This window comes from Hymenobacter sp. PAMC 26628 (genome assembly GCF_001562275.1).
In the GTDB taxonomy this organism is placed as follows: domain Bacteria; phylum Bacteroidota; class Bacteroidia; order Cytophagales; family Hymenobacteraceae; genus Hymenobacter.
Genome location: NZ_CP014304.1, coordinates 82007 through 94606, shown reverse-complemented (window position 1 = coordinate 94606; position 12600 = coordinate 82007). Strand labels below are relative to the sequence as shown.

The following is a 12600-nucleotide window of genomic DNA, read 5'->3' as shown; positions in this document are numbered from 1 at the left end:
CAAGCACCTTCAGCAGAAGTAACTGATAACTGCGGCCTAAAGCTGGGAATACTCAATTCGCCACCGGGGCCCTACGCGCCCACCAGTTTCAGCAGCTCCTGGTAGATGATGTTGTGCTGCCAGTAGAGCTGCAACACCATGGGGATGTGGTGCTTGCCGGGCAACACGGTGTAGCGCGGTGGGGCCCCCACGGCCGTTAGCTGGGCGCGGAAGCGGGCCGAGCTGCTGCTGATGCTGGGGTAGGTTTTGCCGCCGATGAAGAACAGGAACGGCGGCAGGCCCGGCCGGATTTTGTAGATGGCCGACGTTTCGCGCCACACCGCCGGGTCTTTCGTGAAGGGGATGAGGTATTGCTCGTCGCCGGGGTACTGCATCTTTTTCAGGTAGTCGTACATGTCCAGCCCAGCGGGGTCGTCGAGGATAGCGCCGCGCACGGGGTTGGTGGGCAGGCCGTTGCGGGCCAGCAAGGCGTCGTCGGTGGCGAGCAGGGCGGCCAGGCCGCCGCCGGCCGAGTGGCCCATCACGAACACCCGGGCGGGGTCGCCGCCGTAGCTTTTGATGTTATTCACCGTCCAGGCCAGGGCCCGGGCGCAGTCGGCGGCCTGCTCGGGCACGTGTACTTTCGGCGCGAGGCGGTAGCTAACGATGACGCCCACCACGCCCTGCTTGGCCAGCCGCCGCCCGACGAAGGAGTAAAAGTTCTTGTCGCCGCTGGTCCAGCTGCCGCCGTGGATGAACAGCACCACCGGGTAGCCGGCGGCGGGGCCCGCGGCTTTGGGCGCGTACACGTCGAGCAGGTTGTACTTGGCGTCGAAGCCGGGCGTGGTGGCGGGCACGTAGGGCACGTCGGCGGTGCGGCGGCTGGGGCGGGCCATGGCGTATTCGGTGGCGCCCAGCACGGCGGCCAGCACCAGCAGGGCCCCCACGGGCACCAGTAATAAACGGGTAATTCTCATGTTGAAGGGGAAGTGAGCGGCGGCGGGCCCGGAGCCCTTCCGGCCGCGCCTACCTACGCCGTGCGGGGGTGCACAGTTTGCCCCGGGCGGCGGCTACCTTTGCGCTTTCGGGCCCCGGCCGCGTTTTTTATTGGATTGGTTATGACGACAACTCGTGTGTTTATGACGGCTGGCCTCGCGCTGGCCCTGCTGGTGGGCGGCCCCCGCCTGGCCCGCGCCCAGAAGGTGCGCCAACCCACCGACGGCGGCCAGCCCGCTGCGGGCACGGCCCCGCGCCCGGCCCGCTTGCAGCCCCTGTTTGGGGGCCTGAGCCCGGCCCAGGCCACGGCCGCCTACGGGGCCCCCAAGCTGGAAGCCGTGGCCAAAAGCTTCGCCTCGAAAGAAGAAGCCAGCGCATTTTTCGCCACCAAAGGCTTCGAGTATCTATCGGAGAACCAGCCCGATACGGCCACGTCCCGCTTCAACCTGGCCTGGCTGCTGAATCCCCGCAACGCTGACCCCTACCGGGGCCTAGGCGTGGTGGCCAGTAGCCAACCCACCCCCGACGCATCCATTGCCCTGCTCCAGCAAGCCCTGGCCATCGCGCCCACCAACACCCTGGTGCTGAGCGACCTGGGCACGAGCCACCTCATCCGCTACGGCACCGGCAAGAAGAAAAAGGACCTCACTGCCGGCATGGACCTGCTCCAGCGCGCCGTGGCCGCCGACGCCAACAACGCCAACGCCTGGCAGCAGCTGGCCCGCGGCTACTACTACCAGGAGAAATACCCCCAGGCCTGGGAGGCCGTGCACAAAGGCCAGTCCCTGAGCACCGCTAGCCTCGACTTTGGCCTCGTAAGCGACTTGCTCGCCAAGTTGCCCGACCCGCAAGGCACGTTCAAGTAGCGCAAAAAACCGCGCCGGGGCCCAGCCCGGGGTGGTCCGGCGAATTGCCCGAAGGGCTTCGTCGGGCCACTCTTACTATAGCCCGGAGCCGCTGTTCAATCGTAAGAGTGGCCCGACGACAGAAAAAGTCGCCGGACCACCCCGGGCCAGACCACCACTAAAAAAATTGCGCCGTGGCCCCACCGCCCGGCCGTTGCTGCCGTACGTACCGGCCCGTGGCGGCCTTTTCATTTATTTCTTACTTAATTCATGGCCTTTTCGTTGCGCAACTGCTTGGCCGGTGGCCTGTTTGGTTTGGTTTTGCTGGCCGGTGCCCCGGCGGCCCACGCCCAGAGCGTGGCCCGGCGCCGCCACCACGACCACAACGGCCGCGCCTACTACCTGGGGCCCCTGCGGGTGAGCGCCGGCGTGGGCACGGCCTTCTACAACGGCGACCTGGGCAACAGCCTGAGCAACGATTTCCTGGGCCCCGCCCTGAACCTGGGCGTACTCTACGGCCTGGGGCCCCACTGGCGCGTCGGCGGCGAGCTGGGCTACTTCGGCATGGGGGCCCGCGACTACCTGCCGAGCCGCGGCTTGGCGTTTTATAGCCACAACGGGCTGGGCACGGCCTTCGTGCGCTACGATTTGCTGGGCGACCCCTCAGTGTATGCCACGCCAGGTGCAACGCGGCGAGTACAGCCCTTCGTGCAGGCCGGGCTGGGGCTGCTGCTCTACAGCCCGCAGGCTTACCTCGGCACGGTGCGGCCCACCGCCAACACGGCCTACCTGCCCGCCGAGCGCAACGACTACCCCGCCCTGGCTGGCGTGCTGCCCGTGGGCGCGGGCGTGGTGGTGCCCCTCACCGACCAGTTCAACCTAACCCTGGAAGGCAACTACTACTTCACCACCACCGACAACCTCGACGACATCAGCCAGCGCGGCAACCCCAGCGTGAAGGACAGTTTCGGCACGCTGCTACTGAAGCTGGACTACGCCATCGGCCGCTGAGCCGCTCAAACTTGCTGTAAAAAGAGGGCCCCCAGCACTGCTGGGGGCCCTCTTTTTTGCTGCGAATGGCAGGTTAAAGACCTGTCAAATAGTAGTCGCCTTTAATTAAATGACACGCGGATAATTGAACGTCATGCAGCGCGCAGCATCTTTCTCATAGCAGTAATCACGATTGGTCACACAGGAAAGATGCTTCGCTGCGCGCTGCATGACGTTCTGCTTTCTTTCTAATTCAGGAACAATTCCAAGCAGCAGAGATGCTTCGCCGCGTCCCGTATAATGGCCTAAACAACTATCCGCAGAAACTAAAAAAGGGGCCCCCAGCAGTGCTGGGGGCCCCTTTTATTTATTACTCACCAACTACCTAGTGCTTCACGAAACGCTCGTGGAAGACCTTTTGGCCGTCGCTCACGGTGAGGGTGTAGAGGCCGTTGGCCAGGCCCGATACGTCGAGTACGCCCTCGGCGTAGGGCACGGCGCGCTGGGCCCCGCGCACGTCCGTCACGCGCACCGAGGTGGCGGTGGCGCGGCCGGGCAGCACCAGGCGCAGGGCGTCGGTGGCGGGGTTGGGGTAGAGCTGCAGGGCCTGGGCCACTTCGTTGCCGAGGGGCGTGCCGGTGAGGGTGGCCGGCTCGGCGGCGATAGCCGCACCGCCGCTGATGCTGAGCGTGTAGTCTTCGGTTTCGCCGTAGCTGTAGCTGCCGCAGCTGGTGGTGGCGCTGGCGTCGCTCATGATGACGCGCAGGCGGGTGCTGCCGGTGCGGGCCGTGGTGGGCACCGTGAAGGTGCTGGTGAGGGTGCCGGCGCTGCTGCTGCTGCCGCTCACAATGAGCTCACCGGTGTCGGCAAAGTCACCGTCCTGGTTGTAGTCGATGTAGATTTTCCAGTACTCGGTGTAGGCCGAGCTTTTGAAGCCCGCCGAGAAGCTAATGGTTTGGCTGGAACCGGCGGCTACGGTAGTGCTGAGGGCCGTGCCGTTGTAGTAGCCCGCGTCGGCGGCCGAAGTGCGGTTAATCGTGCCCAGCTTCACCAAGTCGATCCACTCGTAGGCCTGGCTGCCGCCCTTGATGGTGCAGTAGGTGCCGGTGGTGGGCGGCGGGGTAGTGGTGGTGCCCACGCCCACGGCCGTCCAGGCGTTGGTCACGGCCAGGGTTTGGGCGGCGGAGGCCCCGAACAAATCGGTGGCCGCCTGGATGGAGTAGGTGCGGGCCTGGGCGTAGGTGGAGGAAGCCGTCATATACACGCTCTCCATGCGGAAGGTGATTTTGGCCGCGTCCGTCAGGCCGATGCCGGCCACGCTGTAGGCCGTGCCGGCCTCATTGGTGCCCGACTTGCCCACGGCAATCAGGTAGTACCAGTAGTTGAGCACGCCCGAGTTGGTGTGCACCCCGCCCTGGTCGTTGGCGTTGGACGGCGATGTGGTGGTGGCGGCCCAGTACCTGCCCTTGTACAGCGCGGGCTGGCTATAGAGGTTGGGGTTGCTCATCGAACGCAGGGCCCCGCCGGCCTTCATAATGTCTTCGCCGATGTCCCAGGTCGATTTCGTGAGGCCGAGCTGGTCGCAGGTAAACTTCTCGATGCTCGCGCCCCAGATGTCAGATAAACCCTCGTTCATGGCCCCCGACTCGTTGGCGTAGGTGAGGTTAGCGGTTTTCTCGCACACGGCGTGGCCGATTTCGTGGCCGCACACGTCCAGCGCCGTCAGCGGCTTGAAGGTGGTGGCCCCGTCGCCATAGGTCATCACCGAGCCGTTCCAGTACGCGTTTTCGTAGCCCGCGCCGCCGGGCACGTCGTCGTAGTGCACGTAGCTCTTGATTTTCGCGCCCGCATTGTCGTAGCTGTTGCGGGCGTGCACGGCCTTCCAGTAGTCGTAGGTAGCCTGGGCACCAAAGTGGGCGTCGCCGGCCACGTTGTCGTAGTTGGCGTTGTTGTATTCGGCCGCCGTCCAGTTGTTGTCGGCGTCAGTAAAGTCGGTGGCGGCGGTGTAGCTGTTGCTTTTCTTGCAGTTATATGTTTCGATGCCCAGGCCGCGGGTGTACTCGCGCAGGTGGTAGCCGCCGGTGGCCGTTTCGTCGGCCAGGGTGCGGGTGCCGCTGTAGGCCGTGGCAAAGCTGGCCGTGCCCCCGGTGGCGTGCTTGATGATGTTGTCTTGCAGCACCACTTTGCCGCTGCGCGCGTCCACGTAAATGTAGGCGCGGCTCACCGGCTGCTGGGCGTACACGTTGAACTTATAAGCCAGCACGGGCTGGTCGGTGGCCGCGTCGCGCACAATCACCAGCTCGCCCTGGGGGCGGTAGGTGGCGGCGGGGTCGCGCAGCTCGGCCTTCAGGCCGGCCTCGGCGGCAGCGTCCTGCCACATGTACTTGGTGGCGCCCACGTGGCCCAGGGCCCGGTCCAGGGCCGCGGCCACGCCCAGCGTGGGCGCGGTGCTCAGGCCGACCAGCTTCTCGTAGTCGCCGCTGATGCTCTCCACCGCCCCGCCCCGGGCGTGCACGGTGTAGGCGGCGTGCTCCACCAGCACGCCCTTGTAGTACTGGGCAAATTTCTGGTGGGTGAAGCCCAGCGCGTCGGTTTCGGCGCGGGTGGGCCGCAGCTGGTCGTCGGGGCCCAGGGCCAGTTGCTGGCGCAGCAGCTGCTCGCCGTCGGCGGGGCTCCGGTAGGCGGCTTTGCCGGCGGTACCGAATTGAATTAATTCGGGCTGGCCGTGGGCGCCCAGCACTTTGTTTTGGACGCGCGGCGCGTCCTGCGCTTGCGCGGCGGTAGCGGCCAGCAAGGTGCCCATCAGCAACAGGGCCTTGGCAGAGTAATGTTTTCTCATGAGTTGAAGACTGGGTGGAAAAATCGGTAGAAACAAATGTTTCAGTGGCGTTTGATTACCCTGCAACTTAGTTTTTTTCCTAACCAAACCCTCGCCTAGCTGCCGAGAATCCTACAAAAGCCAAAATCTTGTTGGCCCTAGTTTCGCATCAATCCGACTAAGCGCTGCGCCGGGGCTCCACCGATTTGCACCAAAACCAATAATTGTACTTATCAAATAATTAATGATGTTTTTGAGCGAGGTAGTCGGCGGCCAGCGTGGCCAGGGTTTTTACGCCTAGCGCTAAGCCGCTCTCGTCAATTTTGAAGCCGGCGGTGTGGTGGTCGGCTACGGTACTGGGGTCGGTACCGGGCGTCATGCCGCCCACGAACAGGAACAGGCCGGGCACCTTTTCCTGGTAAAAAGAAAAGTCCTCGGCTCCGGTCACGGCCTTGATTTCTTGCACGTTGGAGGCCCCGGCCACGGCTTGCAGCGTGGGCAGCATCCGGGCCGTGAGGGCGGGGTCGTTGGTGGTCACGGGCACGTATGGCTCGATGGCCACGTCGGCCGTGGCCCCGGCGCTCTCGGCGATGTTGGTGGCGATGCGGCGCACGGACGCCCAAATTTGCTGCTGCACCGCTGGGCTCAGGGCCCGGATGGTGCCGCTCAGTTCCACGTCGGGCGGAATGACGTTGTAGCGCACGCCGCCGTTGACGGTGCCCACCGTCACCACGGCCGCGTCGTCAATCAGTTTCACCTGCCGGCTCACGATGGTTTGCAGGCCCATAATAATCTGGGCGGCCGTCACCACCGGGTCCACGCTGTTCCAGGGGTAGGCCCCGTGCGCGCCCTTGCCGTGCACCTTGATGGTGAACCGGTCGGAGCTGGCCATTTCACCGCCGGGCCGGTACTTGAGGACCCCCACCTCGGTACGAGCGTTGATGTGGACGCCAAATACGGCGTCCACTTTGGGGTTTTCCATTACGCCTTCCTTCACCATTAGCTTCGCTCCGCCTTCCACGCCGGGCACCGAGCCTTCCTCAGCGGGCTGAAAGATGAACTTGACGGTGCCGGGCAGGTCCTTTTTCACCTGGGCCAGCACCTCGGCCGCCCCCATGAGCATGGCCACGTGGGTATCGTGGCCGCAGGCGTGCATCACGCCCACAGGCTGGCCCAAATAGGTGGTTTTCACGGTCGAGGCAAAGGCCAGGCCGCTGGTTTCGGTGAGGGGCAGGGCGTCCATGTCGGCGCGCAGGGCCACCACGGGGCCCGGCTTGCCGCCGCGCAAAATGCCCACCACGCCGGTGCGGGCCACGCCAGTGGTCACCTCCAGGCCCAGGCTTTTGAGGTGGGCGGCCACCAGGGCGGCGGTGCGGTTTTCCTCATTGCCTAGCTCGGGGTGCTCGTGCAGGTCACGCCGCCAGGCAATAACCTTGGCGTCTTCGGCCGCCGCCAGCTTGGCGATGCGGGCGTCGAGGGCGGCGTTTTGGGCCGAGGCGGCCAGGGGCCCCAGCAGGGCCCCCAGGCCCAGCGCAGCACCGCGCAGCGCGGGCCGGGAAAGCAATGTAAAAGTCATGGCAAATCGTTACGCGTAGGTTACGGCCGGGCGGCCAATGTTGCGGCAATGTAGGGCCGGAGCACGTTTGCGCATTATTTTTGTTGTTGGTCCGGGCCGAGCTTATCGGTCTTATTAGCTGCTATGCGTGTTTCTTCCCCTGCAATAAACAATACCTCTTCCGCAGCGCCCGCCCACACCTGGCTAGGCGCGTGGGCCCGGCCCGGATTTCGGAATTTATTGGTGCTGCCACTAGTCCTCATTTTTGGGGCCCTGGTACCAGCAGCGGCGCCGTTCTACCACTTCATTCAGCAGCGCGCCGGCCACCACCTGGCCGACCTCGTGCTGGCCCACTTGCCGGCCCACGACGTGGCCAGCCCCATCTTCTTCCTGATGTACGGCAGCTGCATCGCCGCCGTGGCGTGGCTGCTGGGACGGCCGCAGCTGCTGGTGCGCGGCGTGTGGGCCTACCTGTTCTTGCAGCTGCTGCGCATGGCCACCATCTGGGTGCTGCCGCTGGAGCCGCCGCTGGGCATCCTGCCCTTTCCCGACCCGTTCACCGAGCACCTGTTCCACGCCAGCACGGCCGTACCCATCACCAAGGACCTGTTCTTTTCGGGCCACACGGCCACCGTGGTGCTGCTGGCACTAGCAGTGCGCGGGCGCTGGTGGCGCGGGGTGCTGGCCGCCGCGGCTGCCACCATCGGCGTGCTGGTGCTGGTGCAGCACGTGCACTACGTGTACGACGTGCTGGGGGCCCCGCTGTTTGCCTGGCTGGCTTACTGGCTGGCGGGCCGCATCTGGCCCACAGCACCGGCGTAGTTTCGGTTTTAATCAAAAGAGGGCCCCGGAAGCTAATTGCTTCCGGGGCCCCTTTTGTTGGCAGCTTGGTTTTACAGGGCAGGCAAAAACATGACCGCCCAAATGCTTTGCCTACCAGCTATTAAAGGTATTTCTCGTAGATGCCGGCGGCGATTTTTTCGGTTAGCTTTTTGGGAGCTACGGCGGTGAGGCCCACGGTTACTTTGTTAAGCACGCCGGGAATGACTTCGGCTCGGCCCGCAAACAAGGCATTGGTGGCCACGCGGGCCACGGCGGCGGGCGTCATCGAGACTTTGGCGGCCGTTTTTTGCAGCTCGGCGCCCATGCCGGCGCGGTCGGCAAAGGCCGTGTCGGTGGCGCCCGGGCTCAGGCACGTCACCGATACTGGCGTGCCTTTCAGCTCGTAGCGCAGGCCCCGGCTGAAGCTCACCACGAACGCCTTGCTGGCCGCGTACAGCGCCAGCGACGGCACGGCCTGGTAGGCGGCGGTGCTGGCCACGTTGAGGACGTAGGCCCGCGGCTGCTGGCGCAGGGCCGGCAGCAGGGCGTGGGTGAGGGCCACGGGCAGCAGCATGTTCAGTTGCAGCATGTTTTGCTGCTCGGCCAGGGGCAGTTGCTCGAAGCGGCCCCACAGGCCGTAGCCGGCGTTGTTCACCAGCACGGCCAGCTCTTTGGTGTGGGCCAGGGCCCAGGCGGCCACGGCCTCGGCGGCGCCGGGCGCGGCCAGGTCGAGGGCCAGCAGGTGGCTTTGGTGCTGGTACTTCGCGCTAATTTCCAGGGACAGGGCCCGGAGCTGGTCTTCGGAGCGGGCCAGCAGCAGCAGGTCGTAGCCGCGCCGGGCCAAGGCCAGCGCCAGGGCCCGGCCAATGCCGCGCGAAGCGCCGGTGACGAGGGCGTACACAGGAAATGTGAGGGGCAATGAATGAATAAAGGTTTGCCCCTGCCAATGCTATTTCACGAGGTGCAAAAACCGCAGGTAGAACGGCGTGGGGCTGTCCTCACTTTTGGGCTGGTACTTGCCCGCGATGATGGGCACGTACATCACGCGGCGGCGCGAGGCCTCGCCAATGAGCGGCGACTGCGCCACGCGGTGCCACATGCGGCCGTCGTGCACGGTGAGGTCGCCGGGCTCGGTTTCGATGGCAATTTCGTTCGGGTCGTAGTGCACGTCCTTGTAGTACTTCTTGCGGAAGAGCATCTTGCCCAGGCCCTGGCGGTGCGTGCCGGGGATGACGCGCAGGCCGCCGTTGGTGGCCTTGGTGCCGTCGAGGTGCAGGCCCACGTTCAGCATGGGTCCGATGCGCTTGCCGTAGAACACGTCGCGCAACGAGTCGGTGTGCCACCCCATCTGGCTGAACTCGGAACCCGGGATGTTCACGTAGTGGTTCACCACGAGGCCGTCCTTCTCGTTTTCGCCCACCCGGCCGCCCTCGGCTTCGAGCAGCGGAAACAGGGCCTTGAAGCGGTCGTCCTGCAACAGGTTATGTAGCAGCGGGTGGTGCTGCGAGGCAAAAGCGAAGCGTTGCACAATACGGGCCCCGTCCACGTCCTGGCCGTACTTGATGGGCACGCCGTTCACTTTTTCCACGCTTTCAGCCAGCCAGCGGCGCTGCACGTCCTGGGTGGCTTGGAGAATCTCCTGCACTTGAGCAGGCGAAGCAAACGGCCGAAAGTGCAAAAAACCGTACTTGGCAAAGAAAGCCCGCTGTTCACTGGTGAGCGTGGCACCAAGGGTAAAGCGAGGGTATTCGAAAGATGAGGACATAGTGAAGATAGCGCAATAGACTGGCAGCCCCAACCCAATAGCCTACAAAGGTAACACAGGCCCCCCGGTGCGCGGGCAGCCCTGGCGCCCCGTAGCCAGCACTGCTTCCAGAAAACCACTCAGCTTTCCAAACGCAGCAAGGGTAAACCAACAAACCGGGCTTTTTGCTTATTCCCTCGCCCCGCGCATTACCAACCCATTGCTGATCAACAGGATGGGTAAAACATAGCGAGTACGGGGCTTTTTGAAAATCGTTGCAGGGGCCCGGCGGCCGGGCCGTGTGCGACCCGGCCGCCGGGCCCCTGCCATAAGTTCGGTTTATGCGGCGTGCACAATAATCAATTGCCTGCGCTGCCCCCCAACCGGAAAATCTGTACCTTTTCGGCTCGCCGCCCCGCCCGCCATGCTGCTCCTGCCCACCTTCCACGCCCGCCTACTGCCGTGCTCCGAAAGCTGGGCCGCCATGACGCCCATGGCCCAAGGACGCCACTGCGCCCGCTGCCAGCGCGTGGTGCTGGACCTCACGCAATCCCAAAACCCCGCCGCCGACCTGGCCGCCGCCCGCGCCGCCGCGTCCGACGGGCGCGTGTGCGGCCGCTTCGCCGGGGCCCAGGTGCAGGGGCCCCCGCCCCTCACGCGGCGGCTGCGCTGGTTTCTGGTGGCGCTGGTGCTGGTGGTGGCCCAGGGGCTGAGCGCGCGGGAGGCGCTGGCCCAGGTGCGGCGGGGGGCCCCGCACCACAAGGCAAAAGTTATAAAGCCTGTAAAGCAAATACATGTATTAGAAGACATCCAAGAACAAACTGTATGTACTTCGGGCATCGTGATGTCCGACGATGAAGGTCCAGTTTCCAACGCACAAGGACCATATACCTACGTTGAGCAAATGCCCACTTACAAAGGCGGCGGCACTGCGGCAATTGTAGCCCATATTCAGCAAAATGTGCATTTTCGCAATGGTTTTGCTGAAGACTTTACCGGAAGACGAGTATTTGTTCAGTTCGTTATTGACACTACTGGACGAGCCATGAACCCAGTTATCGTCAAGGGCTTGGAAAAAGATATTGACGAAGAAGTGCTCCGGGTAGTGCGAGACATGGCGGGATTTACGCCCGGAAGGCAAAGCGGCTGGCCGGTTGACGTCGTCCTCACAGTACCGATTATTTTTCCCGAACCCAAGCCTTCCACCCCATAATCCTGCACCTTCGCTGGGGCCCTAATTGCAGTACAAGCGGGACAGTCCCTTTCTTAATTCCGATTCCCGATGGTTTTTACGCCCAGCCCCATGCTGCTGAAACTGCTGTACACGCGCGGCAGCCTGCACAATTTGCCCGATGGCCAGGGCGTCGCTTTCAGCATCAAGAACCGGCTGGATACGGTGAAAATCACCGGCTTGCGGCAGGTGCAGGTGGGCGACGCGGTGGTGCCGGCCGCGCAGGTAACCCTGGATTTGGGCAACGGCGAAACCCGCCCCGCCGCCGGCCTGGGGCCCGCCGACGGCCAGGCCCTGGAGCTGCCCGTGGGCCGCAGCCTCACGTTTGCGCTGGCCACGGCGGCCTTGCCCGAGGGCATTTACCCGGTGCAGGTCTGGTTTTCGACCGATGTGCTCGGCGACTTGCACGTGGAAGTGGAGGACGCCATTGTGGGCGCGGCCACCAGCCGCCCCCGCATCCCGCGCTCCGACGACGACGATTATTCGGAGGCCGCCATTCAGGCCCGCCAGCGGTTTGCCGAGGAATTTACCCAGCAGCATTTCAAGCAACTGAAGTCGTATTCGTTCGACGCGCACGACTTGCAGGGCAACTGCGAGCACTTCGTGGGCGTGGCGCAGGTGCCGGTGGGCCTGGCGGGGCCCCTGACCGTGAACGGCGAGCATGCGCAGGGCGACTTCCTCATCCCGATGGCCACCACCGAGGGCACGCTCGTGGCCAGCTACAACCGCGGCATGCAGGTGCTGAACCTGTGCGGCGGCGTGAAGTGCACCGTGATTGGCGACGCCATGCAACGGGCCCCGGTGTTCGTGTTCAGCGATGCGCGCGGGGCCCGCGACTTCGGTAAGTGGGTGGCCGACAACCTGGAGCGCATCCGGCCGGAGGCGGAAAGCACGTCGCGGGTGGCCAAGCTGCAGTACATCGACACATACCTGGCCAACAAGTTTGCCTACCTGCGCTTCAACTTCTCGACCGGCGACGCGGCAGGCCAGAACATGGTGGGCCGCGCCACCTTCGCCGCCTGCTCCTGGATTTTGGCCAACTACGGGGGCCCTAAAATCGAGCATTTCTACCTCGAATCGAACTTTGCGACCGACAAAAAAGCCTCGCAAATCAACGTGATGCGCACCCGCGGCAAGCGCGTGGTGGCGGAGGCCGTGATTAAGCGCGACATTTTGCAGCAGCGCATGCGCGTGACGCCCGAGCAGCTGGCCTACCACGGACAGGTGAGCAACGTGGGCGCCTTTCTATCAGGCGCTAACAACAACGGGGCCCACTCGGCCAACGGCATCACGGCGCTGTTCATTGCCACGGGGCAGGACGTGGCCAACGTCAGCGAATCGTCGGCGGGCGTGCTGTACTCGGAAGTGACGAAGGAGGGCGACTTGTACATCAACATCACCATCCCGAGCCTGATTGTGGCCACCCACGGCGGCGGCACCGGCCTGGCCACCCAAAACGAGTGCCTGCGGATGCTGGGCTGCGTGGGCCGCGGCACGGTGTACAAGTTTGCCGAAATTGTGGCCGGCGTGGTGCTGGCCGGCGAGTTGAGCCTGGGCGCCGCCATCAGCAGCTCCGACTGGGTGAGCAGCCACGAACAGTACGGCCGCAACCGCTAGGGC

Annotated in this window: 10 protein-coding genes; 5 read left to right on the top strand and 5 right to left on the bottom strand. The window is 64.5% G+C overall.

The window, feature by feature from the left end; all coding sequences use genetic code 11:
* Window positions 1-71 precede the first annotated feature (71 nt).
* Entirely contained in the window at window positions 72-956 is an 885-nt protein-coding gene (locus tag AXW84_RS00745) for an alpha/beta hydrolase (protein WP_068227354.1), read from the bottom strand.
* Between the two features lie 141 nt (window positions 957-1097).
* On the opposite strand from AXW84_RS00745, the gene AXW84_RS00740 reads away from it, so the two are divergent.
* Both AXW84_RS00740 and AXW84_RS00735 read left to right on the top strand, forming a co-directional pair.
* Window positions 1098-1841, top strand: a complete 744-nt coding sequence (locus AXW84_RS00740) for a tetratricopeptide repeat protein (protein ID WP_157886730.1) — start codon at window positions 1098-1100, stop codon at window positions 1839-1841.
* Between the two features lie 249 nt (window positions 1842-2090).
* Complete coding sequence (locus AXW84_RS00735) at window positions 2091-2831, top strand: outer membrane beta-barrel protein (protein ID WP_068227350.1); 741 nt, start codon at window positions 2091-2093, stop codon at window positions 2829-2831.
* A gap of 364 nt (window positions 2832-3195) precedes the next feature.
* Here the strand turns inward: AXW84_RS00735 and AXW84_RS00730 are convergent, their stop codons facing one another.
* Together AXW84_RS00730 and AXW84_RS00725 are read right to left on the bottom strand one after the other, a co-directional pair.
* Complete coding sequence (locus AXW84_RS00730) at window positions 3196-5649, bottom strand: M4 family metallopeptidase (protein WP_068227348.1); 2454 nt, start codon at window positions 5647-5649, stop codon at window positions 3196-3198.
* A 220-nt stretch (window positions 5650-5869) separates the two neighbouring features.
* Window positions 5870-7204 (bottom strand): amidohydrolase, encoded by a 1335-nt coding sequence (locus AXW84_RS00725; RefSeq protein WP_068227346.1) that lies wholly within the window; start codon window positions 7202-7204, stop codon window positions 5870-5872.
* Window positions 7205-7426: 222 nt separating this feature from the next.
* On the opposite strand from AXW84_RS00725, the gene AXW84_RS00720 reads away from it, so the two are divergent.
* A complete protein-coding gene (locus AXW84_RS00720; RefSeq protein ID WP_157886729.1) occupies window positions 7427-8005 on the top strand; it encodes a phosphatase PAP2-related protein in 579 nt (192 codons plus the stop codon).
* 121 nt (window positions 8006-8126) lie between these two features.
* Here AXW84_RS00720 and AXW84_RS00715 read toward each other — a convergent pair whose 3' ends face one another.
* Both AXW84_RS00715 and AXW84_RS00710 read right to left on the bottom strand, forming a co-directional pair.
* A complete protein-coding gene (locus tag AXW84_RS00715) occupies window positions 8127-8906 on the bottom strand; it encodes an SDR family NAD(P)-dependent oxidoreductase (RefSeq protein WP_068227342.1) in 780 nt (259 codons plus the stop codon).
* A gap of 48 nt (window positions 8907-8954) precedes the next feature.
* Window positions 8955-9770 (bottom strand): phytanoyl-CoA dioxygenase family protein, encoded by an 816-nt coding sequence (locus AXW84_RS00710; protein WP_068227340.1) that lies wholly within the window; start codon window positions 9768-9770, stop codon window positions 8955-8957.
* Between the two features lie 403 nt (window positions 9771-10173).
* Between AXW84_RS00710 and AXW84_RS00705 the strand changes: the two genes are divergently transcribed.
* Window positions 10174-10962 (top strand): energy transducer TonB, encoded by a 789-nt coding sequence (locus tag AXW84_RS00705; RefSeq protein WP_068227338.1) that lies wholly within the window; start codon window positions 10174-10176, stop codon window positions 10960-10962.
* Between the two features lie 90 nt (window positions 10963-11052).
* The gene (locus AXW84_RS00700) at window positions 11053-12597 is read left to right on the top strand and encodes a hydroxymethylglutaryl-CoA reductase (RefSeq protein ID WP_236943211.1); all 1545 of its coding nucleotides are present in this window, start codon (window positions 11053-11055) and stop codon (window positions 12595-12597) included.
* Window positions 12598-12600 lie beyond the last annotated feature (3 nt).